At 62.5% G+C, this 25,346-nt stretch carries 23 protein-coding genes; 14 read left to right on the top strand and 9 right to left on the bottom strand.

What is annotated here, in order from left to right; translation table 11 throughout:
• The first annotated feature begins 49 nt into the window (after nt 1-49).
• From manD to ACPWMG_RS12895, 9 genes are all read left to right on the top strand, one after another.
• Nucleotides 50-1,264, top strand: coding sequence for a D-mannonate dehydratase ManD (manD, locus tag ACPWMG_RS12935; protein ID WP_483305042.1), 1,215 nt, complete (start codon nt 50-52; stop codon nt 1,262-1,264).
• A 188-nt stretch (nt 1,265-1,452) separates the two neighbouring features.
• On the top strand, nt 1,453-2,409 hold the full coding sequence (locus tag ACPWMG_RS12930; RefSeq protein WP_483305041.1) for a sugar kinase: 957 nt from the start codon (nt 1,453-1,455) through the stop codon (nt 2,407-2,409).
• The gene (locus tag ACPWMG_RS12925; protein ID WP_483305040.1) at nt 2,406-3,353 is read left to right on the top strand and encodes a 2-dehydro-3-deoxygalactonokinase; all 948 of its coding nucleotides are present in this window, start codon (nt 2,406-2,408) and stop codon (nt 3,351-3,353) included. The genes ACPWMG_RS12930 and ACPWMG_RS12925 overlap by 4 nt, the downstream gene beginning before the upstream one ends.
• A gap of 19 nt (nt 3,354-3,372) precedes the next feature.
• Nucleotides 3,373-4,011 (top strand): 2-dehydro-3-deoxy-6-phosphogalactonate aldolase, encoded by a 639-nt coding sequence (locus ACPWMG_RS12920; protein ID WP_483305039.1) that lies wholly within the window; start codon nt 3,373-3,375, stop codon nt 4,009-4,011.
• A 19-nt stretch (nt 4,012-4,030) separates the two neighbouring features.
• Nucleotides 4,031-4,834, top strand: coding sequence for an SDR family NAD(P)-dependent oxidoreductase (locus ACPWMG_RS12915; RefSeq protein ID WP_483305038.1), 804 nt, complete (start codon nt 4,031-4,033; stop codon nt 4,832-4,834).
• 27 nt (nt 4,835-4,861) lie between these two features.
• Entirely contained in the window at nt 4,862-5,323 is a 462-nt protein-coding gene (locus ACPWMG_RS12910) for a GNAT family N-acetyltransferase (RefSeq protein WP_483305037.1), read from the top strand.
• Between the two features lie 142 nt (nt 5,324-5,465).
• On the top strand, nt 5,466-5,948 hold the full coding sequence (locus ACPWMG_RS12905) for a hypothetical protein (protein ID WP_483305036.1): 483 nt from the start codon (nt 5,466-5,468) through the stop codon (nt 5,946-5,948).
• Nucleotides 5,949-7,314: 1,366 nt separating this feature from the next.
• Nucleotides 7,315-8,742 carry an MFS transporter gene (locus tag ACPWMG_RS12900; RefSeq protein ID WP_483305035.1) on the top strand — a complete coding sequence of 476 codons (1,428 nt, stop codon included), beginning with the start codon at nt 7,315-7,317 and terminating at the stop codon, nt 8,740-8,742.
• A 340-nt stretch (nt 8,743-9,082) separates the two neighbouring features.
• Nucleotides 9,083-10,285 carry an ammonium transporter gene (locus tag ACPWMG_RS12895; RefSeq protein WP_483305034.1) on the top strand — a complete coding sequence of 401 codons (1,203 nt, stop codon included), beginning with the start codon at nt 9,083-9,085 and terminating at the stop codon, nt 10,283-10,285.
• 40 nt (nt 10,286-10,325) lie between these two features.
• Here the strand turns inward: ACPWMG_RS12895 and ACPWMG_RS12890 are convergent, their stop codons facing one another.
• The gene (locus tag ACPWMG_RS12890) at nt 10,326-11,006 is read right to left on the bottom strand and encodes a TetR/AcrR family transcriptional regulator (RefSeq protein ID WP_483305033.1); all 681 of its coding nucleotides are present in this window, start codon (nt 11,004-11,006) and stop codon (nt 10,326-10,328) included.
• A gap of 117 nt (nt 11,007-11,123) precedes the next feature.
• Here ACPWMG_RS12890 and ACPWMG_RS12885 point away from each other — a divergent pair, with 117 nt between their 5' ends.
• The 3 genes from ACPWMG_RS12885 to ACPWMG_RS12875 are packed head-to-tail and all read left to right on the top strand — an operon-like array spanning nt 11,124 to nt 16,875.
• A complete protein-coding gene (locus ACPWMG_RS12885; protein ID WP_483305032.1) occupies nt 11,124-12,287 on the top strand; it encodes an efflux RND transporter periplasmic adaptor subunit in 1,164 nt (387 codons plus the stop codon).
• 3 nt (nt 12,288-12,290) lie between these two features.
• Nucleotides 12,291-15,446 (top strand): efflux RND transporter permease subunit, encoded by a 3,156-nt coding sequence (locus ACPWMG_RS12880; RefSeq protein WP_483305031.1) that lies wholly within the window; start codon nt 12,291-12,293, stop codon nt 15,444-15,446.
• 1 nt (nt 15,447) lies between these two features.
• Entirely contained in the window at nt 15,448-16,875 is a 1,428-nt protein-coding gene (locus tag ACPWMG_RS12875) for an efflux transporter outer membrane subunit (protein ID WP_483305030.1), read from the top strand.
• Nucleotides 16,876-16,902: 27 nt separating this feature from the next.
• On the opposite strand, the gene ACPWMG_RS12870 is transcribed toward ACPWMG_RS12875, so the two are convergent.
• The 5 genes from ACPWMG_RS12870 to ACPWMG_RS12850 all read right to left on the bottom strand — a co-directional run bounded on the left by ACPWMG_RS12870 (nt 16,903) and on the right by ACPWMG_RS12850 (nt 21,659).
• Complete coding sequence (locus tag ACPWMG_RS12870) at nt 16,903-17,736, bottom strand: ChbG/HpnK family deacetylase (RefSeq protein WP_483305029.1); 834 nt, start codon at nt 17,734-17,736, stop codon at nt 16,903-16,905.
• The gene (locus tag ACPWMG_RS12865) at nt 17,733-19,349 is read right to left on the bottom strand and encodes an ArnT family glycosyltransferase (RefSeq protein ID WP_483305028.1); all 1,617 of its coding nucleotides are present in this window, start codon (nt 19,347-19,349) and stop codon (nt 17,733-17,735) included. Before ACPWMG_RS12865 ends, ACPWMG_RS12870 begins: the two co-directional genes overlap by 4 nt.
• Nucleotides 19,346-20,404: a glycosyltransferase family 2 protein gene (locus ACPWMG_RS12860; protein WP_483305027.1), complete on the bottom strand. Its 1,059-nt coding sequence runs from the start codon at nt 20,402-20,404 to the stop codon at nt 19,346-19,348. Before ACPWMG_RS12860 ends, ACPWMG_RS12865 begins: the two co-directional genes overlap by 4 nt.
• Nucleotides 20,401-20,988 (bottom strand): phosphatase PAP2 family protein, encoded by a 588-nt coding sequence (locus tag ACPWMG_RS12855; protein WP_483305026.1) that lies wholly within the window; start codon nt 20,986-20,988, stop codon nt 20,401-20,403. The genes ACPWMG_RS12860 and ACPWMG_RS12855 overlap by 4 nt, the downstream gene beginning before the upstream one ends.
• Nucleotides 20,989-21,209: 221 nt before the next feature.
• Nucleotides 21,210-21,659, bottom strand: coding sequence for a hypothetical protein (locus ACPWMG_RS12850; protein WP_483305025.1), 450 nt, complete (start codon nt 21,657-21,659; stop codon nt 21,210-21,212).
• Between the two features lie 249 nt (nt 21,660-21,908).
• Between ACPWMG_RS12850 and ACPWMG_RS12845 the strand changes: the two genes are divergently transcribed.
• Nucleotides 21,909-22,265 carry a GtrA family protein gene (locus ACPWMG_RS12845; protein ID WP_483305024.1) on the top strand — a complete coding sequence of 119 codons (357 nt, stop codon included), beginning with the start codon at nt 21,909-21,911 and terminating at the stop codon, nt 22,263-22,265.
• A 30-nt stretch (nt 22,266-22,295) separates the two neighbouring features.
• On the opposite strand, the gene ACPWMG_RS12840 is transcribed toward ACPWMG_RS12845, so the two are convergent.
• The gene (locus ACPWMG_RS12840; RefSeq protein ID WP_483305023.1) at nt 22,296-23,570 is read right to left on the bottom strand and encodes an MFS transporter; all 1,275 of its coding nucleotides are present in this window, start codon (nt 23,568-23,570) and stop codon (nt 22,296-22,298) included.
• Complete coding sequence (locus ACPWMG_RS12835; RefSeq protein ID WP_483305022.1) at nt 23,571-24,071, bottom strand: MarR family winged helix-turn-helix transcriptional regulator; 501 nt, start codon at nt 24,069-24,071, stop codon at nt 23,571-23,573.
• A gap of 73 nt (nt 24,072-24,144) precedes the next feature.
• On the opposite strand from ACPWMG_RS12835, the gene ACPWMG_RS12830 reads away from it, so the two are divergent.
• Nucleotides 24,145-24,723: a PaaI family thioesterase gene (locus ACPWMG_RS12830; protein ID WP_483305021.1), complete on the top strand. Its 579-nt coding sequence runs from the start codon at nt 24,145-24,147 to the stop codon at nt 24,721-24,723.
• 13 nt (nt 24,724-24,736) lie between these two features.
• Here the strand turns inward: ACPWMG_RS12830 and ACPWMG_RS12825 are convergent, their stop codons facing one another.
• Entirely contained in the window at nt 24,737-25,342 is a 606-nt protein-coding gene (locus ACPWMG_RS12825; RefSeq protein ID WP_483305020.1) for a rhodanese-like domain-containing protein, read from the bottom strand.
• Nucleotides 25,343-25,346 lie beyond the last annotated feature (4 nt).

Below are 25,346 nucleotides of genomic sequence, written 5' to 3'. Positions count from 1 at the left end.
CGCGTTGCCCCGCGATAAGTCAGACGCTCACATCAACCCATAACGCACCATGAAAATCACCAACGCCCGCGTCATTGTTTGCAGCCCCGGCCGCAACTTCGTGACGCTGAAAATCGAAACCGACGAAGGCCTGACCGGCATTGGCGACGCCACGCTGAACGGCCGCGAGCTGGCCGTGGCCGCCTACCTGACCGAACACGTCGTGCCCTGCCTCATCGGCCGCGACGCGCACCAGATCGAAGACATCTGGCAATACCTCTACAAAGGTGCCTACTGGCGCCGTGGCCCGGTGACCATGAGCGCCATTGCAGCCGTGGACACGGCGCTGTGGGACATCAAGGCCAAGGCCGCCAACATGCCGCTGTACCAACTGCTGGGCGGCAAGAGCCGCACCGGCGTGATGGTCTACGGCCACGCCAACGGCAGCGACATCGAGCACACGGTGGACGAAGTGCTGCGCTACGCCGACATGGGCTACAAAGCCATTCGTGCACAAAGCGGCGTGCCGGGGCTGGACAAGGTCTACGGCATCGGCAAAGCCGGCGCCAAGGTGTACGACCCGGCCGATGAAAGCCTGCCAGGTGAACACGACTGGTCGACCGAGAAGTACCTGCAATTCACGCCCAAGCTGTTCGAGCGTGTGCGCGAAAAGCTGGGCTTTGAACACCACTTGCTGCATGACGTGCACCACCGTCTTACGCCGATCGAAGCCGCGCGCCTGGGCAAGTCGCTCGAGCCCTACAACCTGTTCTGGATTGAAGACCCCACGCCGGCCGAGAACCAGGACGCCTTCAAGCTGATCCGTCAGCACACCACCACGCCGATCGCCGTGGGCGAAGTTTTCAACAGCATCTGGGACTGCAAAGACCTGATCCAGAACCAGTTGATCGACTACATCCGCGCCACGGTGACGCACGCGGGCGGCATCACTCACCTGCGGCGCATTGCCGACCTGGCCTCGCTGCACCAAGTGCGCACCGGCAGCCACGGCGCCACCGATTTGTCGCCGGTGTGTATGGGCGCAGCCCTGCACTTCGACATGTGGGTGCCCAACTTCGGCATCCAGGAGTACATGAAACACACCGAAGAAACCGACGAAGTGTTTCCCCACGCCTACACCTTTGAACAAGGCATGTTGTACCCCGGCGATGCGATTGGCCACGGCGTGGAAATCGACGAAAAACTGGCCGCCAGGTACCCGTACGAGCGCAAATACCTGCCGGTGAACCGCCTGCAGCACGACGGCACGCTCTGGAACTGGTGATCCCAGTCACCCAGCGCGGCAGAGGGGGCGTTCAACGCGCTGCCTCGGCCGCCCGAGCCGCCGTGGGCCCTGTCCAGCGCCTGGCGGCCGCAAAATAATTGCGACCTTTGACGGTCCGCGCGCGAGAGGCGGCCCGGGTGTAATAGCATCGGGTTTGCCCAATTCATGCTCAACCACCATTTCAGTCCATGAACAAATCAATCGACGTGGCCGCCCTTGGCGAAGCCATGCTTGAATTCAACCAAACCCATCCCGGCCAGCCGCAGTACCTGCAAGGCTTCGGAGGAGACACCAGCAACGCGGCCATCGCCGCCGCCCGCGCCGGCGCAAAATCAGCCTATCTCACGCGTGTGGGCGCCGACACCTTTGGCCGCGCCCTGCTCGACTTGTGGGCCGGGGAAGACGTGGACACCCGCGCCGTCACCAGCGACAGCACCCACCCCACCGGCATCTACTTCGTGACCCACGGCCCCAAAGGCCATGAGTTCAGTTACCTGCGCGCCGGCTCGGCCGCTAGTGTGATGACACCGCAGTGGCTTGACGGCACCGTGGCTGAGGCCATTGCCCAATCCCGCGTGTTGCACCTCTCCGGCATTTCCCTGGCGATCTCGCCCACCGCTTGCGACACCTCGTTTGCTGCCATGCGGCTGGCCAAGGCCTCGGGCACGCTGGTGTCGTTTGACTCCAACCTGCGCCTGAAACTCTGGCCGCTGGACCGCGCCCGTGCCTGCATCGCCCAGGCCGTGGCGTTGTGCGACGTGTTTTTACCCAGCCTGGACGACATGGTCACGCTGTGCGACCTGGGCCATTTGAGCGCCGAAGCGCTGCCCGATGCCGTGGCCGACTGGGGCCACACCCAAGGTGCCCCCATCGTGGTGCTGAAGCTTGGCGCCGATGGTGTGCTGATCAGCCAAGGCCTGGGCGCCGACAACCGCCGCGAACGTATTCCCGGCCACAAGGTCAAGCTGGTCGACGCCACCGGCGCCGGTGACTGCTTCTGCGGCAACCTGCTGGCCCAACTGGCCAAGGGTGTGGACGTGGTGCAAGCCGCGCGTTATGCCAACGCCGCTGCAGCCATTGCCGTGCAAGGCTTTGGCGCCGTGGCGCCGCTGCCACGCCCCGCCCAAGTGGAGGCGTTGCTGTGAGCGATACCCACAACCAAGACGCCACCCACAACACCGCTTTCATCGCCGTCGATTGGGGAACCTCTTCATTGCGCGGCGCGCGACTCGACGCCAACGGCAACGCGCTCGAAGAACGCGCTTTTGCACGCGGCATCATGACCGTGCCGCCCGGCGAGTTTGCGTCTGTTTTTGATGCACTTTTTGGCGATTGGATGGCCGCCGACGGCACGCTGTGCCTGATCTCCGGCATGGCTGGCAGTCGCCAAGGCTGGGTAGAAGCGCCTTATTGCGCATGCCCCGCTGGCTTTAGCGAAGTGGCCAGCCAACTGGCCTGGCTACCCAAAGGGCCGCTGAACCCCAAAGGCCACCGCATCGCTATCGTGCCCGGCCTGAGCAGCGAAGAAGGTGGCGTGCCGGATGTGATGCGCGGCGAAGAAATACAGATCTTTGGCGCCATGCAACTCACCGGCTGGCAAAACGGCTTGTTTGTGCTGCCCGGCACCCACAGCAAATGGGCCGTGGTGCAAGACGGCCGCATCACCAGCTTCAAATCCTTCATGACCGGCGAGGTGTTTGCGGCGCTAAGCCAACACACCATTTTGGCCAAGACCATTGCCACCGATGCGCCGTTTGACGAAGCGGCGTTCGCGCGCGGTGTTGCCAACGCGCAAGGTCCGGCGGGCCTGCTGCACCACGCCTTCAGCGCACGCACTTTGTCGCTGTTTGGCCGCATGCAGGCCGGGCCGCTGGCCAGCTACCTGTCGGGCCTGGTCATCGGTGAAGAGCTGCGTGCCCAGACTATCGCCCCGGTGGCGGAGCTCGTCTTAATTGGCTCGGCCGGGCTGAACCAGCGCTACAGCCTGGCGCTGCACGAACTCGGCTTGCGCTGCCAGACCTTTGGATCCGAGGCCACCTGGCGCGGCCTTGCCGCCCTGGCGGCTAAGGTCACTCAGGTCAACGCTTAACCGAACAGGACTCTTAAACATGTCTCCCATCGAAAAATTCTCCACCCAGTTTGCGCGCATGCCCCTGGTGGCGATCCTGCGCGGCTTGACGCCCGCCGAAGCCCCAGACGTGGGTACGGCACTGGTCGGCGCTGGCTTCGGCCTGCTGGAAGTGCCGCTGAACTCGCCCGAGCCACTGCAAAGCATCACGCTGCTGGCCAAGCAGCACCCCGACGCCCTGGTGGGCGCCGGCACGGTGCTGACAGCCGCGCAAGTGCGCGACGTGCACGCCGCTGGTGGCCAGCTCATCGTGTCGCCCAACTTCAATGCCGAAGTGGTGCGCGAAGCCGCCCGCCTGGGCTTGGTGTGCCTGCCCGGCATCGTCACGCCTTCAGAGGCCTTTGGTGCGCTGGAGGCTGGCGCTACTGGCCTCAAGTTGTTCCCCGCCGAGCTGGCCTCGCCCGCTGCGTTGAAAGCCATGCTGGCGGTATTGCCCAAGGGCACGCTGATGCTGCCCGTGGGCGGCATCACGCCGGGCAATATGGCCACGTGGCGTGCCGCTGGCGCACATGGTTTTGGCATAGGATCGGCGCTCTACAAACCCGGTAAAGCTGCGTCTGCCGTGCGTGAATCCGCATCCGAATTCATTGCCGCTTACGCGGGTGCCGTGACAGCCTGATTTTTCTAAGCTCTTGAACATGAACACTTACGCCAACACCAAAATCAACCTCGACCTGGGCGGCAAAACCGTCATCGTCACCGGCGCCGCCCAAGGCATCGGCGCGGCCTGCGCCGAACGTTTTGCACGTGAAGGCGCCAAAGTGGTGTTGGCCGATGTGCTCGACGAACCCGGCCAGGCATTGGCCAGCAAACTCGGCGGCCTGTACGTGCGCTGCGATGTGGGCGACAAGTCGCAGGTCGACGGCCTGGTGGCGCAAGCCGTGGCAGCCTATGGCGGCATCGACGTGTTGGTCAACAACGCCGGCATCTTTCGCGCGGCCGATTTTCTGGACGTGACCGAGACCGATTTCGATGCGGTACTGCGCGTCAACATCAAAGGCTCGTTCCTGCTCGGCCAAGCTGTGGCGCGCGTGATGGCCACATCAGCCGGTGACGTCAACGGCCACCGCGGCAGCATCATTAACATGAGTTCGGTGAACGGCGTGCTGGCCATTCCCAACATCGCCAGCTACAACGTGAGCAAGGGCGGCGTGAACCAACTCACCCGCGTGATGGCCCTGGCCCTGGCCGACAAAGGCATCCGCGTGAACGCCGTGGCGCCCGGCACCATTGCCACCGAGTTGGCCGCCAAGGCCGTGCTGACCAGCGAAGACGCCAAGAACCGCATCTTGAGCCGCACGCCCATGAAGCGCCTGGGCGAGCCCAGCGAAATTGCCGATGTGGTGGCCTGGCTGGCCAGCGACGCGGCCAGCTACATCACCGGCGAAATCGTCACGGTTGATGGTGGCCGCATGACGCTGAACTACACCGTGCCGGTGTAAATCTTGGAACCTCACCGTCCCCGTTTAATGGAAGGCGTGACCGTTCGCCAGGCCCGCCTGGCCGACCTGGACAACATCGCCCCGCTGTTCGACGCCTACCGCCAGTTCTACGAACAGCCCGCCGACCTGGCACTGGCCACAGCCTTCATAGCTGAACGCATGCGCGCGGGCGAATCCACCGTGCTGCTGGCCGAAGATGCCACCGGCCAAGCCGTGGGCTTTTGCCAGCTCTACCCCAGCTTCTGCTCGGTCGCCGCAGCGCCCATCCACGTGCTCTACGACTTGTTTGTGGCAAAAACTGCGCGCAGCAGCGGCACCGGCCGTGCGTTGATGCAAGCCGCTCAGGACTTCGCCGAGGCCGCAGGCTCCGCCCGCATGGACCTGACCACCGCCCGCACCAACAGCCGCGCGCAGGCTTTATATGAAAGCTGCGGCTGGCAGCGGGATGAGGTATTTTTGACCTACAACTGGACGCCACCGGCCGGTTGATTTCGGAAACATGATGGCGGCCTTTGTGTTTCTTTCCGAGGCACCTTGCAGTTGCGGCCAGTCCGGCTAAATTTGCGGCATCAGCGAAACATCGAAAAAGTTCGGTGATTCGACCCCTCCATTTCGTCAGGAGTCGACTGCCATGTATGCCATCGCGCTCTGCTCCACCGTGCTCCTGATGGTCACCACGGGCTACTTCATTTTGGGCTCAATCCCGCTTCTGGTCTTGAAGCACGACACACCTCTCGACGCGCGGTTTGTGCGCGGCTTCTTCAACATCTACTACGTCGCGGCTTTCGCCACAGCGACCACAACAGCGGTCAGCCTTGCGCTGGCAGGTTACCTCGTTTTAAGTGTCGGCGCAGCCGTGATGGCTTTGATGGCCATGGCCCTGCGCAAAATGATCATCCCGAAGATGGAACTGCTCGGAGCACAGATTCAAGCCGGCTCGCTCGAGTCGGTTCCCGGGTTTAGAAGGCTTCATGTTTTCGCGATCGTACTGAACATCGCTCAAATGGTTGTCATCGTTGCATGCCTCATCAGCGTAAGCCGCTCGCAGATGCTGCCCACGGTGGCATCTGCAACGACAACGCCCCCTCCCGCCACAGCTTCAAAGCCGCCTTGACCGCTAGGCGTGGCCGAAAGCTTGGCGATAACCGCGTCAAAGAATGGTCCAGAACGCAAAAGCCCTCTAACGAAAACCGCATAAGGCAGAATTCCGCCAGAACCAGACATTCGGACAGAACCTCCGTAGCAATAAAGATTGATGCAGAATCTGAATATTCCTCTCCAAAAGCGCTCATGGACACCTTTGGTCATCGTCTTGCTTTCGATGATTGCCGGGTGGTTTTACCATCGTCCAACGGAGCTGCCACAAGTCTTGGTATCCTGTGTATTTGGAGGAGCGGCCGTCTGGCTGCTCATCAACTTTCCATCACTTTTTAAGTTTCTCGGTCGCCTCTCGCCTGTGCTTGGAGGAGCCGTAACGCTTGCAGTAATTGCTGCCTTTGTAGCCTTCATGAAGGTGGCAGTTCCGTACATGCACAGGGTTGTGGCTTAGGGTGGCGGCGTCCGGCCAATACCAGACGCTGAATTACTTGCGGGAAGCGGTAGCGCATGCACAAAATTTACGCAGAAATCGTGAGCGGTCGAAATCCACGTTGGACCGCAAATGAACTTTGACGCCGCGCGAGAGCTTGCGACGGCCTGGATTCGGCTGACCACAGGCGGGACGGCTGTCGTACATCGCGAGAAGACAATCGCGCTGCCGTACGGCTGGGTGCTCTTCTATAACTCGCCAGAGTTCTTGACAGACCGAAGCAATTTTTAGCTGCCCCTCGTAGGTAACGTGCCGATACTAGTTGACCGCGTCAATGGCGAACTGCGAGTTCTTGGACCTCGGTACACGGACCGGCTCAAGGAAATAGAGCGGGAGCTTCCTACGGTTTGCTTGCATATGAAACCGGAAGCTCCGCAGTGGTGAATGCGACGTGACATGAGCCTCGATTCGGGGTTCGATGACGCAGCGGTAGAGATGACGACATGACCGCTATTCTGGCTCTCGTGAACGACCGCTTCGCGAAGGTGCTTCTTGCGGTTTGCCCTTATGAGCCATTCACATTGGCCCAAAGCTGCCGCATAGATTCTCTATAGCCCCCTCGCAACGCCTGGAATCACTAGAGCTACTGACCGGGCCAAGCACGAAAGATGACATACGGCTTTCCAGTCGGTTCCGTATCCAAGTAAAACTTGTAGTGAATCATGTTTCGTCGAATAGCCACCGCCGACAGGCGTCCTAACCTCTAAGCTATAAATGGCGCCTCATTTCGACCTGAGCCTCGAACCGTGGCCTGCGCAGAATGCTGGTATGGCCTAACATCCAATTCCGTCCGCGCGCCTCGAACGCTTTCACGCGGCTTCTCTCCTCTTTTCAAAAAACGATGCCAGCCACTTCTCGGACGACAAATCGTCCCCTTGTCATTGCCGCTGTTATGGCGTCCAACGCCATGGTTGCCCTTGAGGCAACCGTGGTCGCGACGGCGATGCCGGGCATCGTCGCAGACCTGGGCGGCCTTGAACTCTACAGTTGGGTTTTCTCGGCTTATCTTTTGGCGCAAACCGCCGCGACCGTGATTGCCGGAAAGTTCGCCGACCTTTTCGGTCGCCGGTCCGTGATGTTCGCCGGAATTTTCATCTTCGTGGTTGCATCCGTGTTGGCGGGTTTCGCTCCGAGCATGGCATGGCTCATCGTTTTTCGCCTCGCGCAAGGTATCGGGGCGGGTGCCATCGTCCCGGCGTCGTTGACCATCGTCGCGGACATGTACCGCCCCATCGAGCGTGGCAAGGTGCAAGGCTTTCTCGCGAGCGTCTGGGCCGGCTGTGCCGTCCTGGGGCCACTCGCCGGGAGCCTGATTGTCCAAAAGGCGTCGTGGGCCTGGATTTTCTGGATCAACGCGCCCATCGGCATCGCGGCCGCATGTTTGTTCGCGCGCTACCTGCATGAGCCCAAAAGGGAAACGCAGCAAGTTTCTGTTGACTACCTTGGCGCTGCGCTATTCGCTGTGGCCGTAGGCGCCTTGATGCTAGCGCTGAGTGATGCAGCGGAAGCTCGTACAGCGTCCGTTGCCTTTGAGTTCGGTGTGTTTGTCGTCTGTTCCATTGCGTTTGTCGTGCAGGAACGCAGGGCACCAGACCCTATGGTGTCACTGCGGCTATGGGCGCTTCGACCAGTTGCCATCTGCAATCTTGCAACAGTCTTCTGCGGCATGGCGTTCATGGGGCTGACAACTTTTCTACCGATGTTTCTGCAAGCGGTGAGTCAACACACACCCGTCGCTTCCGGTCTCGCCCTGACCATGATGCTTGTCGGTTGGCCGGTGGGAGCCACCCTGGCCGCAAGAACGTTTAGCAGAGTCGGGTTGCGCACTTACCTGATGATAGGCAGTTTCGCGCTGCCACTAGGGGGCGCGATGTTTCTCCTACTCCATCCGAACAGCAGTATTCTGCTATCGGGTTTCGGCTCGCTCATCATGGGCTTTGGTATGGGCGTGATCAGCACGTGCTCGATCATTCTGATACAAGAATCAGTGCAAACCTCGGAGCGCGGAAGCGCAACGGCCTCCAATATCTTCTCGCGAAATCTAGGGAACACGCTCGGCGCAGCGGTCTTCGGTGCGGTACAGGCTTATGTGTTCAAACGCTCGCCTGGCGCTGTAGAAGGAGGGTTGGACCAGGTGAGACACCTGCTGACGGCTAAAGCATCGGACTTTGCCGCGCTGGCACCGATACGGGGCGCATTGGACCACTCGTTGCGCGCCACATTTGTCAGCGTGTTCATCGTCGCGTTGCTGACGCTGGTCGCCATGTTCTTTCTTCCGAAAATTCGCCTTGCGTCGCTAACGACGGGCGGGGGCAAATAACCGTTGTCTTGAAATCTCTAAGCGACGCGGGATTTCGAACCAAAATCCGTTCGCGTATTTCCGCTGTCGGAGTCATCGAGCGCCGCAAGCGGAAGTTCGAGTCCTCCGAAGGCGCGCACCTGCTAAACGGTGTCAGAGCGCTTTTGGATGCGGACGTAGAAGCCGTTTCGTCCTGGGTTGCCATTCTGTCCGCTGCGCACAACGCACCACGACGATGCGGCAATCCCTATGAAGATGCATCCCATGCACAGTCGGCGCACTTTTTGCTTATCTTTGGTGCGACTGGCACATATTCCGTGCGTCGCACCAAGACAAGGCTTATTGATTCTCGACTTCAAACATGGATGCACTAAAACAGGGCGCAGACGCGCTATTTATCCTCCTCGGCGGCATTCTGGTGCTGGCCATGCATGCGGGCTTCGCCTTTCTTGAATTGGGCACGGTACGCAAGAAGAACCAGGTGAATGCACTGGTCAAGATCCTGGCAGACCTGTCGGTGTCGACGGTCGTGTATTTCCTGGTCGGCTATGGCGTGGCCTATGGCGCGCATTTTCTGGTCGGGGCGCAGGAGCTGGCACAGTTCCACGGCTACGGGCTAGTGAAGTTCTTCTTTCTGCTGACCTTCGCAGCGGCCATCCCCGCCATCATTTCCGGCGGCATTGCCGAGCGGGCGCGCTTCGGTCCGCAGTTGATCGCCACGGCGGTGATCGTCGGCTTGATTTATCCCGCCTTCGAGGGCGTGGCCTGGAACCAGCAACTGGGTGTACAGGCCGCGTTGCTGCGCTGGACGGGAGCGGAGTTCCACGACTTCGCCGGCTCCGTCGTGGTGCATGCGATGGGCGGGTGGCTGGCGCTGCCTGCCGTGCTGCTGCTGGGCGCGCGGCGCAACCGCTACCGCAAGGACGGCGCGGTGTCGGCCCATCCGCCGTCGAATATTCCGTTCCTCGCGCTGGGCGCCTGGATTCTGATCGTGGGCTGGTTCGGCTTCAACGTGATGAGCGCGCAGACGCTGGACAAGCTCTCGGGCCTGGTGGCCGTCAACTCGCTGATGGCGATGGCCGGCGGTACGCTGGCTGCGCTGGCCCTTGGCCGCAATGACCCGGGCTTCGTCCACAACGGTCCACTGGCCGGGCTGGTGGCCGTGTGCGCCGGGTCGGACCTCATGCATCCGCTGGCCGCACTGGTGGTGGGCGCGGTGGCAGCGGTGATCTTTGTGCAGATGTTTACGCTGACGCAGAACCGCTGGCGCATCGACGACGTGTTGGGTGTGTGGCCGTTGCACGGCCTATGCGGCGCCTGGGGCGGCATAGCCGCAGGCATCTTTGGCCAGCAGGCGCTGGGCGGCATGGGCGGCGTGAGCTTTTGGGCACAGGTGGCGGGCACGCTGCTCGGCGTGGCCTGGGCGCTGGTGGCGGGCTTTGCGGTCTACGGCACGCTGCGCATGGTGCTGGGCCTGCGCTTGTCGCAGGAAGAAGAGTTCGAGGGAGCCGATCTGTCGATCCATCGCATCGGCTCCACGCCGGAGCGCGAGGTGAACTGGTAGCCAGGCGAAAGGTCACGCCGAAAGAAAGCCTGCCACCTCCTCAAGACGTTTTACGCTTCTTCGGCACAGCAGCCTTCGGCGGGAACAGCCGCCCAATCACCTCCCGGTACAAAGCCTCGAGCGCAGCCGACTCGGCCGGTTGCTCCGTCACCCGGCGAAAGGCCGTGCCTTCGGTCAGCACGGCCATGAATTCCACGCGCGCCGCTGCGTCGCGGTTGCTCAACTCAGGGTAGTCCACGCGCACGGCGGCGATGGCTTCGGCGTGCAGGCGGCGGTCGGCGCGTTTCACGATTTCGGCCACCTCGGGGTTGCGTGTGGCCTCTGCCGTCACCTCCAGCAGCAAGGCGCGGTCTTCGATCTGGGTAGCGTCTTCATCAAACATGCGCGACGCCAAAAAGCCCGCCAGGTCGGTTTGGCGTGCGCTGCTGGCAATCCACGCCAGGCGCTGCGAGACGATGCGCTCGACGATGTCGTAGACGATGGCTTCCTTGTTGGGGAAATAGCGGTAGATCTGGCCCACGCTCATCTTCGCCTGCTCGGCAATCTGCGCCATGCTGGCCGCGTGGAAGCCGTGGCGCACCACACACACACGGGCCGCAGCGGCAATTTCGCTGCGGCGTAATTCGTCGCGCTCGGCCTTGGCCGGGCGCGGCAGTGGTTTGGTGATATTGGCTTGCTCTTGGTCTGCACTTGGCGCGGTGGAGCTGGCTTTGCGGTTCACGTTTCTTTACCTCGGCGCAATGGTAGTGATCTTATTTTAATTGAGAATGAACGTTCACACTCAAATTTACATTCATCTCCAGTCCCGTTCAGGACGCCGTAGGACAAGCCGTTCACCATGAAAACCACCACCCTGATCTTGGCCGCCACGCTGGTGCTTGGCGCCTGCAGCGACAAAGCAGCCCCACCCGCACGCGGCATCACCGAAGTGGGCGTGGTCACCCTCAAAACCGAAGCCGTGGCCTTGCAAAACCAACTGTCTGGCCGCACCACCGCGGCCTTGGTGTCGGAAGTGCGCCCGCAGGTCACCGGCATCGTGAAGGCGCGCAAATTTGAAGAAGGCGCCTTGGTCAAAGCCGGCCAGGTGCTGTATGAAATCGACCCCGCCAGCTACCAAGCCGCGTCTGACGCAGCCCGTGCCAACCTCGCCAGCGACGAGGCCGCCGTGGCCGCCGCCAAACTCAAGGACACGCGCTACGCCGAACTGCTGGCGATTGAAGGTGTGTCGCAACAAGATGCGGACGACGCCCACACCGCTGCCGAACAAGCTGTCGCGGCCGTGGCGCAAAAGAAGGCTGCGCTGGCCACAGCACGTATCAACCTCGACTACACCCAGGTGCGCGCACCCATCACGGGGCGCATTGGCAAGTCGAGCGTCACGCCCGGCGCCTTGGTCACGGCCAGCCAGACCACGGCGCTGGCCACCATCCGCGCGCTCGACCCGATGTATGTGGACTTGACCCAATCGAGCGCTGAGCTACTGCAAATGCGCCGCACACTCGCCTCGGGCGCGCTCAAGGCTGGCAGCGCCAACGTGAGCCTGAAGCTCGAAGACGGCAGCGCCTACGCCAAGCCCGGCAAGCTGAAGTTTGCCGAGGTGGCGGTAGACGAAGCCACCGGCTCGGTGACGCTGCGCGCCGAATTCCCCAACCCCGATGGCACCCTGCTGCCCGGCATGTACGTGCATGCGTTGCTCGACCAGGCCGTAGACCCGGCCGCCATCCTGGCGCCGCAACAAGGCATCAACCGCGACCCCAAGGGCAATGCCACCGCCTTGGTGGTCACGGCCGAGAACAAAATCGCCAGCCGCACCGTCACCACGCAACGCGCCATCAACGACAAATGGTTGGTGTCCGGTGGCTTGCAAGCTGGCGACCGCCTCGTGGTCGAGGGCTGCAACAAGGTGCGCGAGGGCGACACGGTAGAGCCAGTAGAAGTTGGCGCGAACAAGGCCGAGGCAGTGGCCCTGTCTTCGGCAGCCAAAACCACAACGGAGCGTTAAACCATGCTCGCCCGCTTCTTCGTCAACCGGCCCATCTTCGCCTGGGTCATCGCCATCGCCATCATGCTGGCCGGTGCCGCGTCCATCACCTCGCTACCCGTGGCGCAATACCCCGATGTGGCGCCACCTACCGTGCGCATCCAGGCCACCTACACCGGAGCTTCCGCCGAAACGGTGGAGAACAGCGTCACGCAAATTCTGGAGCAGCAGCTCACCGGGCTGGACGGTCTGTTGTACTTCTCGTCGAGCAGCAGCTCGGCCGGCAGTGCCAGCATCAACGTCACCTTCAAGCAAGGCACCAACCCCGACACCGCGCAGGTGCAAGTGCAAAACAAGGTGCAGCAAGCGCTGACGCGGTTGCCCAATGCCGTGCAGCAATTGGGCGTGACCGTCACCAAGTCGCAGACCGACTTCTTGATGATTGCCGCCCTGTATGACGTCACCGACAAGGCCAGCGCCACCGACATTGCCGACTACCTGGTGAGCAACATCCAAGACCCCATCGCCCGCGTCGATGGTGTGGGCGGTGTGCAGGTCTTCGGCTCGCAATACGCCATGCGCATCTGGCTCGACCCGGCCAAGCTTGCGGGCTACAGCCTGATGCCATCCGACATTCAAACCGCCATCGAGGCGCAGAACGCGCAAGTCTCGGCCGGCAAGATTGGCGCGCTGCCAGCGGCCAGCAGCCAGCAACTGAATGCCACGGTGACGGCGCAGTCCAAGCTGCAAACGCCCGAGCAGTTTCGCGCCATCGTGGTCAAGCACGACAGCAACGGCGCCATGGTGCGCCTGGGTGACGTGGCACGGGTGGAGATCGGCAGCGAAAGCTACGACAACGTGACGCGCCTGAATGGCCACCCGGCCTCTGGCCTGGCAGTGCAATTGGCGCCTGGCGCGAATGCGCTCTCCACCTCCACACGTGTGCGCGCCACCATTGAAAAGCTGCAGCCCGGCATGCCCACGGGCTACCAAGTGGCCTACCCCAAAGACAGCACCAAGTTCATCAAGATCTCCATCGAAGAAGTGGTGAAGACGCTGTTTGAAGCCATCGCCCTGGTGGTGGTGGTGATGTTCGTCTTCTTGCAGAACTGGCGCGCCACCTTGATCCCGGCGATTGCCGTGCCGGTGGTGCTGCTCGGCACCTTTGGCGTGCTGTCGGTGTTTGGCTATTCCATCAACACCTTGACGATGTTTGGCATAGTGCTGTCGATCGGCCTGCTGGTGGACGATGCGATTGTGGTGGTGGAAAACGTCGAGCGGCTGATGCGCGAGAAGAACCTCTCGCCACGCGAGGCCACCATTGCGTCGATGCAAGAGATCACCGGCGCGCTGGTCGGCATTGCCGTGGTGCTGTCGGCGGTGTTCTTGCCCATGGCGTTCATCAGCGGCTCGACCGGCGTGATCTACCGCCAGTTCTCCATCACCATTGTGTCGTCGATGGCGCTGTCGGTGGTGGTGGCGTTGACGCTGACGCCCGCCCTCTGCGCCACGCTCTTGAAGCATCACGAAGGCGAAGCTTCGGCGCGCGGCTTGGCCGGTTGGTTAAGCCGCAAGTTCAATAGCACCTTCGACCGTCTGCTGGGCCGCTACGAGGGCCGTGTCACCCGCATGTTGAAGGCCCCGCTGCGCTGGATGCTGGTCTACGGTTTGATTCTGGGCGCGTTGGCAGTATTGTTCATGCGCCTGCCTACCGGCTTCTTGCCGACCGAAGACCAAGGCGAAGCCATGGTGCAATACACCCTGCCCGTGGGCGCCTCGGTGAGCCGCACCATGGACGTGGCCAAGCAGGTAGAGCAACACTTCCTGATCGAGGAGAAAGACAACACCGAAGCCATCTTCACCATTTCGGGTTTCAACTTCAGCGGCAGCGGGCAAAACGCCGGCATGGCCTTTGTGTCGCTCAAAGACTGGAGCCAGCGCAGCGGTGCGCAAAACCGCGCCGATGCCATCTCTGGCCGCGCCACAAAAGCTCTCAGCAGCGTGCGTGACGCGCAGGTGTTTGCGTTGAACCCACCGGCCATCCAAGGCCTGGGCCAATCCAACGGCTTCGAGTTCCAACTGCAGGCCGACGCGGGCACCAACCGCGCCACGCTGAAAACCATGCGCGACAGCCTGCTGACGTCGGCCAGCAAAGACACACAGCTCAGCGCCGTGCGCGCGGGCGGCATGGAAGACACACCGCAGCTCAAGGTCAACGTCGACCAGGCCAAGGCCTTGTCGCTCGGCTTGTCGCTGGACGACATCAACGCCACGCTGAGCTCGGCCTGGGCCGGCACCTACGTGAACGACTTCATCGACCGTGCCCGCGTGAAGAAGGTCTACATGCAGGCCGACGCGCCCTTCCGCGCCAAACCCGACGACATCAACCAATGGCGCGTGCGTGGCGACTCGAATGCGATGACACCGTTCTCGGCCTTTGCCACCACCGAGTGGACGTATGGGCCGGAAAGCCTGTCGCGCTACAACGGGCTGGCCTCATACGCCATCCAGGGCTCGGCCGCCAGCGGCGTCAGCTCCGGCACGGCCATGGATCAAATGGAAACCCTGGCCGGCCAACTGCCCTCGGGCAGCAGCTTTGCCTGGAGCGGCCTGTCGTACCAGGAGCGCTTGGCCAGCGGCCAAACGACCATGCTGTATGCCATTTCCATCCTGGTGGTGTTCCTGTGTCTGGCAGCCTTGTATGAAAGCTGGTCGGTGCCGCTATCGGTGCTGCTGGTGATTCCACTGGGCGTGGTGGGTGCGGTGTTGACCGCCACCTTGCGTGGGCTGGAAAACGACGTGTACTTCCAGGTTGCGTTGCTCACCACCATTGGCCTGGCGGCGAAAAACGCGATTTTGATTGTGGAGTTTGCTGAAGCGGCTTTCCAGCGCGGCACGGGCCTGGTGGCCTCGGCCATTGAAGGCGCACGTTTGCGCTTGCGACCCATCTTGATGACCTCGCTGGCGTTCATCGCCGGGGTCATGCCGCTGGCCTTGTCGAGCGGCGCGGGCGCCAACAGCCGCATCTCCATTGGCACGGGCATTGTGGGCGGCACGTTCACCGCCACGGTGTTGGCCATCTTCTTCGTGCCGCTGTTTTTTGTGCTGGTGCGCAAGGCTTTCAGCCAACGCACGGCGACGGCGGTGCCCGCACACAACGAAGCGCCCCAAGGAATCTGACATGACAAACAAACACCTCCTGACGCTGGTGGCGAGCCTGGTGTTGAGCGCCTGCTCCACCATGGCGCCAACCTATGAACAACCGGCCTCGCCTGTGGCCGCCACCTGGCCCACGGGCGCGGCCTACGCCACGCCAACGGCTGCAGCGGCTGCAACGGCGAAAGCCGCCGACATGCCATGGCGCGACTTCATCCTTGATGAGCGGCTGCGCACCGTCATAGCCCAAGCACTGAACAACAGCCGCGACCTGCGCAAAACCATCGCCAACATCGAGTCCGCTCGCGCGCAGTACCGCGTCCAACGGGCGGCCGAATTGCCCACGGTGAACGCCGGCGTGAGCGGCACACGGGCGCGCGGCACGGTCACCGGTAGCAATAACGGTAGTACGGCCACCGGCATCGCGGAATCCGCCAGCGCCAACATCGGCATCAGCTCCTACGAGCTGGATCTGTTTGGCCGGGTGCGCAGCTTGAGCGATGCATCGCTCGAAACCTATCTCGCCACCGAAGAAGCCGCCCGCGCCACACGCATCAGCTTGATCGCGGAGACGGCCACTGCTTGGTACACGCTGGCGGCCGACCGCAACCAACTCGCCATTGCCCAAAGCACATTGGCCAGCGCCCAAAACTCCATGGCGCTGACGCAAAAACGGCTGGAAGCGGGCGTGACCTCGCGTGTGGACGTGCGCCAAGCCGAAACCGTGTACCAGCAAGCCCGCGCCGACGTGGCCAGCGCTACCACCACCATTGCACAAGACCGCAACGCACTCGAACTGTTGGCGGGCAGCGCCGTGGCTGAAGCGCTGTTGCCCACCGAACTGCCTGATTCAAAAAGCAGCCTGGCCACCGTGCCAGCAGGCTTGTCGTCCACCGTGTTGCTGCAGCGCCCAGACGTGTTGCAAGCCGAGCACCAGTTGAAATCGGCCAACGCCAACATTGGCGCGGCACGTGCGGCGTTTTTCCCCACGCTGTCGCTCACGGCCAGCGCCGGTGTGGCCAGCGCGGCGTTGACCAGCCTGTTCAGCGGCGGCGCCACCGTCTGGTCGCTGGCGCCCGCGTTGAGCTTGCCGATTTTTGATGGCGGCGCCAACAAGGCCAACCTGGCGTATTCAGAAGCGCAGCAGAAGCTCTATGTCTCAACTTACGAATTGGCTGTGCAAACCGCATTCCGCGAGGTAGCCGATGCACTGGCGCGCCAAGGCACCATGCGCGAGCAACTCTCCGCGCAAGAGGCCTTGGTGGAGGCTGCCAACGACAGCTACCAACTCGCCACCGCGCGCTACGTCAAAGGTGTGGACACCTTCCTCAACGCACTGGACGCACAACGCACCTTGTACAGCGCACAGAAGAGCCTGGTCACCGCGCGCCTCACGGCGCTGGATAACCAGGTCACGCTGTACCGCGCGCTGGGTGGCGGCGTCGCCAACTGATCATCACACGCGGTGTTGTGCCTCAGCCTAGACCACTGACAGCAACGACGAGTTGGTCACCAGTTGCACCGGCCCACGCGGCGACAGCACAGGAAACACGCACCCCCGCAGCACCGCGTATTCCATCTGCCGCGCCGACGCGTGGGGGACGCCAGCCTCCTCCACACTCGACGGGTGGCACATCAACACGTCGCCATCCTCACAGGCATATAGCCACTGCTGCAACTGTTGCCGATAACTTCCGGCCTGCGCATTGAAGGCATACACCCCCAAGAGCCGACGGCTCATGGGGATGCGGTACTTGTGGGCCTCTGCTTGTAGCGCCGTGCCGCCCAGGGCGTAGATCAGTTGCGGCTTGACGCCACCGTCCGGTACGCCACCCCCAGGGCGCGTGCTGCGCAACCACGGCAACGCTGGCGAGGCGCTGCCATAACGCGCAGCCAGTTCCTCCAGCAACGCATGGCGGATCACCGGCAGTTGGTGCACGTGCTGGTGGCCATCGACATGCGCCGGAGCGCGCTGCAGGGCATCTTCAAACCGCGTGAGTTGCTCTTTGATTTCCTGCCGCACGGCAGCCGCTGTCAGCAGGCCGAGGTAGCTCTTGGCGATGAGCACCGACAGGCTGCGGTCGGCGCTGCCCCCTTGCGGGGACCAGGTGAAATCGAGGTGCAAGCCCACGTCGACCTGGCTTGCGTCGACCGAGCGCAGCCACGGCGCCCCACGCGCCCAAGCCGCGCGCCGCACCATGCAACTGGTGGCAGAAATCCGCTTGCGGCCAATGAGCTCCAACACCGCAGCGTTGACCCCATCGGTCATGCCAAAGTCGTCTGCACAGATGCAGATGCGTCGGGTGCTATTCATGGTTTCACACGGTTTTCTGCGGGTGCCGCATCACCACGACCACCACCACCAGCACCGGCGACCGCCACACAGCCTAGCCCAGTTCCTGGTGCGGCATTGAAGCGCCAGACATTGGCGCGCGCATCGTGCCGTACCAGGGTGACTTGGGCATCGGCCAACCATGGGTAACGCTTCTCGGCATCCGCCGGGCCGATCAACCATGTCGTCTTGGGTGTGCACAGCAGCGAAGCCACCTCCGCCGGGGCAACGAACAAACGCTGCGCCAACTTCGGCGCAAAACTGCCCGCATCAAACAACTCCTTCTGCCAGTTGTCGCGCTGCACCACAGTCGACGCCGTCCAGTCGGCTACCACGGGGATAGGCTGCGCCAGGTGCCAGTAAAACGGCACGTCGTAGAAGTAGTTGTCGAGCATGACGATCTGATCGCCTCGGTTCAAGGCTTCGGGCACCGGCAGCCGTACCCCGGTGGGGGTCGAATGCAGGCCGATGACAAAAGGCGCCACCGCGCAGAAGACCACGCTAAACCCGGCTGTCCAACGCACCCAGGTGTTGCGGCGCTGTAGTTGGTTGGCGGCCGACAAAGTGCAGCGCGCCACCAGCCAGGCCAACGGCGGCAACGCTGGCAGCACGTAGCCAATGAGCTTGGATTTGGGCAGCGAGAAGAACACCACGATCACCGCAAACCAGATCATCATCAACCAGTCCACCTGGTTTAACGGCGTGGAAGGCCGTACGGCGCCACGCCAGCGCGGTACCAACAGCCAAGCAGTCCAGGGCAAAACCAGTGCCGCGATGACCGGCAGATAGAACCACAACGGCTGCTGGTTGTTGAACCCCGTCGTGGCAAATCTTCTGAAATGCTGGGTCACCACAAAGTAGTCAAAGAAGTTTGCAAACAGCGCCTGCATCTTCCAGAACCAGGGCCCAGCCAGGACCAGGAACAACAGCCAACCAACGGGCCAAAACAACAGCCGGGTGTGACGCCCCTGACGCGTGGACACGCACCAGGCGATAAAGATGGCGCCTGGCAGCAGCAGCCCGATCAAACCTTTGGCCAAGACACCCAAGGCTGCCGCCACGAACGCCCCGGCCAGCGCGCCGCGCCACGCAGCACCCTGCTCTTTGGCCATGGCCGCATGCACCGCACACAAGATGGTGACAGAGATACACCCCGCCACCAGCATGTCGAGGTTGGCGAACTGGCTCCCCAAAAAGAAGAACGGCATGGTCACCAAGACAATCACCGCCGTGCGTGCGGTGGCCGCGCCACTCCAGCGCCGCAGAAAGGCCCACAACGCGACGGCGGCGCCCGTTGCCCCAAGCAGCGAAGGCAGGCGCGCTGCAAACTCGCACGGTCCAAAGACCGACATGGCTGCCGCGCTGATCCAGTAGAACAGCGGCGGTTTGTGGAAAAACGGCATGCCGTCCAGGCGCGGCACTAGCCAGTCGCCCGAACGCAGCATCTCGTAGGCCACATCGGCATAACGCCCTTCGTCGGGGTTCATCAGCGGCCGAAACCAGGCCGTGGCTGCCAGCCACAGGCCAACGAAGAGCAGCACCTTCAGGATGGGCGGCGTTCGTGTTTGAACACCAGAGACAACAGCGGTATTCATAACGCCTCGCCCTCCAAGCCTTGGCCGATATCGCTTTTGACGACATACAGCGGCCGGCCCTTCACCTCTTCAAAAATACGCGCCACGTATTCACCCACAATGCCCAGCGAAATCATTTGCACGCCGATGAAGAACATCAGGCTGACCATGATGGTGGTCCAGCCAGAAACGGCATCGCCCTCCAAAAAATGGTCGGCCACTAGGAATGCGCCGTAGGTGAACGCCGGTATGGCCAGCGCCAGGCCGATGAAGCTCACCATGCGCAGCGGCCAGGTGGTGAACGAGGTCAAGCCATCTACCGCCAGGCCCAGCAAGTGCAGCGGGCTGAACTTGGTGCTACCGTGCAAACGCGGCGCAGGCGTGTACGGAATGGCCACTGCCTGAAATCCCACCCAGGCATACAAGCCTTTCATGAAGCGTGAACGCTCGGGCAAGGCCAACAGGGCGTTGACCACCTTGCGGTCCATCAAACGAAAGTCGCCTGCGTTCTTCGGGATTGCAAAGCGGTTGGACGAGCTCAGCATCTTATAGAACAGGCGGCTGCCCCAGCGTTTGGCGATGTGTTCATCGTCACGCTGTTCGCGCACGGCATAAGCCACTTCGGCGCCACGGCGCCAATGGTGGAGCATGGTGTCGATCAGGTCGGGCGAGTGCTGCAGATCACCGTCGAGCAGGATCACAGCGTCGCCACGCGCGGCTTTGAGTCCAGCACTAAGGGCCGCTTCTTTGCCGAAATTGCGCGACAGCACTAGGCAACGAAAGCCCGGCAATGCGCACCATTTTTCGGCCACCACGGCTGTGCCATCACGGCTGCCGTCGTCAACCACAATCACTTCCCACGCCAAGCCTGTGGCCATGAGCTTTTGACGCAAGGCTTCGAGCAAGGCGTCGAGGTTGCCAGCTTCGTTGTAGCAAGGAATGATGCAAGACAGGCTGCGCCCCCGGTGCAGCGCGGCACCGTCGAAATGCAACTCAGCCTGCACCACTTGCGCTTCGTTGGCGCTGGGTGCCACCACAACGGTGGGAAACAATTTACTGGTTTGGGCGTAGCTCATGGCGCGGCTCCCGGCAAGGTTTGGCTTGCGTGTTGCGGCGACTTGAGTCCAGCCATTTTTTTGGCGACGCGACGGGCCCAAGACAACAGCGCGCCAAAAATGGTCGCAACACCATAAGCCAACACAAAGCCAGCGCCAATGTCCATGGGGAAATGCACCCCGACCAAGACACGTGCGCCGCCAGTCACCAGCGCTACGACAGCCAACACATTGCCCAATTGCCGCAGCGCCGGGCGCGCCCGGAACATCAAGGCCAAGGTGAACATGGCCGCCGCATGGGCACTGGGCAGGGAGCCGCTTGCCCGGTGCGCAATGTAGGCCGGACTCAGCCCGAGCACAAAGGGTCGCGGCCAACCGAGCCAGTTCGCCGTGTAATGCGCCAGCAGTGTCGCCGTGCCACATGCAACGGCACTGAGCAACACATAGCGCCACGCGTGCGGCTGGCGCCACAGCGCCCACACCACCAGCAGCGCAGAAACCCAGGCGCCGCCGACGGCCGCTGCGCGCGCGGCGTCGATGATCCAGGGTGCCGCAGCAACCAGGCCCGCAATCCACTGGAACAGTGCGTGTTGTGATGCGTTCATGACGCCTCCTTGCGCGAGGCGATCAAAACAGCAGGGCAACGGTCGTCGGCAAAAACGCCGCCACACCACCCGGTGCCACTTGCGAGCCACACGCTCGCGCGTTCAGACACCCCTACGGGCGTCCGTTCAAAATCAGATTTCACAAGAGACCTTTCAACCAAAACCGAGGGTCCGGCTGCGCTGGGCGCAGCAGGAAACTCAGCGCCTTGCGGCGCTGTCAGTCAGGCTGTCAGGGGAGGTGCGGTTGGCGGCGGAAAGGTGCGCCAACATAGTCGGGCCGGTGGTGGGCCGCTGTTTCTCTCTGGTCGACGCGGGGCCACATCGACCACCCGCACCACCAGCCAGGCCAGCACAACGACCAGCGGCAGTGCCAGGAACACCATGGACATCAGGCCGTCCAGCCCGGATTGCAGGGCGTCCGGCAAATCGATGGCGGCAGAGGTAGGCACAAAAACCGTGGCCTCCAGGTCTTGGCCATGGTCGGCGCGGTCATCGGGCTCGAATTGCGCCACCGTGCCGGCGGTGCGAATGCGAAAACCCGGCTCGTCTTCCCAGCCGTCTTGCCGAAAATGCACGGCAATAAACGGTTGCAAAGCGGCCAGCAACACCCACGCAGCACACCACCACAGGCAGTGTGTTGCTATTTGCTGACGGATTCGCTTGGAAAGCATTACTAAATTTTACTTTTACTTGTCAGTCGAAATACGGCGTGTTAGTAAAGTTTTATTAAAACCGTTTTTGTTCGCTACCCCTTCAACGGTCGAACCCGCAATTGCGCTTACAGTCACGCGCCTTACTTGTAGCATTTTTTTACGACTTTCAGCGTGACGCGACCACACCCCACCACAGACGGCGATCTTCCGTATAAGCGGATGGCCTCGCCGCGCGCAGCGTCAAGGCACAGGCAGGTCTTTTGGTTCTTGTTGGTAGGCTCGGCCGCCGCCGCAGTGCACTGGGGCGTGGCGGTTCTGCTGGTGCAGTTGGGCGGCTGGCGTCCGCTGGTGGCCAATGGGGTGGCTTGGCTGGTGGCGCTGTCGGTGTCGTTCTCGGGGCACTACCAACTCACGTTCAAGCGGTCGGGCGCCAAGTTGTGGACCGCCGCGCGCCGCTTCTTTTTGGTGTCGGCTTTGGGCTTTGCGGTGAATGAAGGCTGCGTCGCCGCGCTTTTGCACTTGGGCGACGCGAGGTTTGATGTGGTGCTGGCCAGTGTCTTGGTCGCCGTGGCCGCCGTTACCTTTGTGGCCAGCCGGCGCTGGGCTTTTGCATCTTCGGTCTAACCGTCCACCAGACGGCCGACGCCACAGTCCCTAAGCCGCCTTGGCTGAAGGCGCAACCGCCACACGCGGCGCCAACTTCGCCTCACGGATCGGCAAATGCACCAACGCAGCGCCAATCGCCAGCGTGATGTCGGCGTACCACATCCAGTTGTAGCTGCCGGTGGCCGCAAACACCTTGCCCCCCAGCAAGGCGCCCAAGAAGCCACCGATTTGATGGGCCAGCATCACCAGGCCAAACAGCATCGCCATATGACGCGTGCCAAACATCTTGGCCACCAACCCGGCGGTGGGCGGCACCACCGAAAGGAAGGTGATGCCCATCCACGCGGCAAACACCAGCACCACGGTGCCCGTCTTCGGTGCCAGCAAAAACACCACGATGCCAATGGCGCGGCTGGCGTACACCAGCGACAACAAGGACTTCATGCGCCACCGGCCGATGGCCCAGCCCATGGTCAAACTGCCCACAATGTTGAACAGGCCGAGCACCGACAAGGCCCAACCGCCCCACTGTGGCGACAAGCCACAAGCCTCGATCACGCCCGGCAAGTGAGTTGCCAAAAACGCCACGTGGAAGCCGCAAACGAAGAAGCCCGCGCTCAGCATCAGATAGCTGGGCGTGCGCAGCGCCGTGCGAATGGCTTCTGAAGCTGTTTGATTGACCACGGGCGCACCCGCCGATGTGGCCACGCTGCTGCTGTTGCCACGCAGCACCCACGCAGCCGGCAGCGCCAGCAGGGTCAACACCGCCAACACCTGCAAGGCACTGGCCCAGCCCATGCCAACGGTCAACACACCCGCCAAGGGCGCGACCAGAAACTGACCAAACGAGCCGCCCGCATTCACCACGCCGGTGGCAAAGCCACGCCGCTCCGGTGGCAGCAAACGGGTGGTGGCGGCCATCAGCACCGACGGCCCGGCCATGCCAGCACCGCCGGCAGACAACACACCAATCGCTAAGATCAAACCCCAGGTGCTGGTCATGAAGGGTGTGATGAACGTGCCCAGCACGATCAACAGCACACCCGTGAGCACCACGCGGCCGGCGCCCACCTTGTCGGCGATGGCTCCCGCGAACGGCTGGGTCAGGCCCCACCACAGTTGACCAAATGCAAACGCCAGGCTGATCTGTCCCACGCCCAGGCCGGTGGCCGTGTTGATCGGGCTGAGAAACAAGCCCATGCTTTGCCGCACACCCATGGTGAGCGCAAAAGCACCGGCGGCGGCCAGCAGAATCAGCCACGCGGGGTGGATCTTTGATGGGGTCAAAGATGAGTTCGAAGATGGATTCGAAGGGGTGGACATTCAGATTTCCTCGAAAGGTTCGTTGGCATCTGGCGACAGCAGGGCCAGGGATTCATCGACAAGCTGGTGCAGCGCGATGACGCGCTCGGCACCCAACAACTGGTTCAACTGTTCTTGCGCCACGCGCCAGCGGCGCTGCGCCAACTGGCGTTTCTCGCGGCCGGCCTCGGTGAGCGTGAGCATGCGGCTGCGGCCATCGGGCCCGGCGCTTTGCTCCACCCAACCGGCGGCGATGATCGGCTGCACGTTGCGCGTCAAGGTCGAGGCTTCCATCTTCAGCAGCTTGGCCAAATCTGCCGGGCGCATGGGGCCCTTTTTCGCCAGGCAGGTGAGCAGCGAGTACTGCGTGGTTTTGAGCCCGGCGCCGGCCAACTCGGCGTCGTACAAACGCGCCACACGGCGCATCAACTGGCGCAACTTGAGGTTGGTACAGCCTTGCGGCTTGACCGCCACCTCTGGCGCGGAGGCGACATCTGAAGAAACAGGGGCGGGTGCAATCATGGCATCATTGTATCTGCAATTATTGCATATGCAATGTTTTGGATTTTGACCCAACTTGGAGAAAGGCCACCCCATGAGCACTACCGCTGCGACATCTGAAGCGAAATCTGCAGCCCAACCAGACCACCTCGCCGATTGGCTGGCCGCCGAAGCCGACATGACCCAACGCATGCTGGCGGGCGCCGGCCCAGGCGTGGCCCGGCCCGATCAACTGGTCGGCAAAACCGGGCTGGAAATGATGCAAGCCATGCTGGCCGGCGAACTGCCCTACCCGCCCATCGCCAAGACGGTGGACTTTCAGTTGATGGAAGTGGCACTGGGGCGCGCGGTGTTTCAAGGGCGCACGAGCCCCGCGCTGCTCAACCCCATGGGCACGGTGCATGGCGGCTGGTTTGCCACCCTGCTTGACTCGGCGTTAGGCTGCGCCGTGCATTCGATGATGCCGGCTGGCCGGGGCTACACCACGGCCGAGCTGAGCGTGAACATTGTGAAAGCGCTGACCCCCAAAGTACCCCTGGTGCGCGCTGAGGGCAAGGTGTTGCACTGCGGCCGCCAGTTGGCCACGGCAGATGCGCGGCTGGTGGGGCCAGATGGCACGCTTTACGCGCATGCCACGACCACGTGTTTGGTGTTTGAGATGCCGTCGCGTTGAAGGCTAAGACGCGTCAGTCCTGCACCCACGGCAGGCCGTGAAACCGCCAGCCATCAAAACGGCCGCGCTGCTTGGCGTCGTTTTGATCCCCCTCGAAGCCTTCACGCACAAACCACACGTTCGGCACACCGGCACGCGCTGCGGCCTGTGCAGCCAAGGCTGAGCGTTTGCCGCTGCGGCACAACAACAGCACCGGAAAACCCGGCGTGGCGGCATCGGCCACCAGGGCTTCCAACTCGCGCAGAAACAGCGGGTTGCGGATCAACGGCAATCCCTCGGCCCAGGGCAAATGCAGGCTGCCCGGCACATGCCCCACAAAGCGGTATTCGGCGCTGGACCGCACGTCGACCAGCAAGGCATCTCCTGCCTGCACCAGTGACCAGGCGCGCGTGGGCTCCACACTGGTGGGCGGTGGCGCGTCTCCGGCCCCCGTCTCACTCTTGCCCGGCAAGGCGGGCACCTCGTCACGTGCCGCCAAAGGCTCGCCTGCCAAGGCAGCGGCCCAGATGGCGAATGACCAGCGTGGGTTGCTCGGCGGCAGCGTGGGCTTGCCAATCACGGGGTCGCCCAACAGCCGGCCAAACATCGGGCGCAACGAGAGTTGCAGCGGTGTCGTCATAGGC

The sequence above is a fragment of the Hydrophilobacter chitinilyticus genome, assembly GCF_049860745.1.
Taxonomy (GTDB): domain Bacteria; phylum Pseudomonadota; class Gammaproteobacteria; order Burkholderiales; family Burkholderiaceae_C; genus Rhodoferax_B.
Note: the sequence above shows the minus strand (reverse complement) of the source record. Positions and strands in the feature narration are given on the sequence as shown.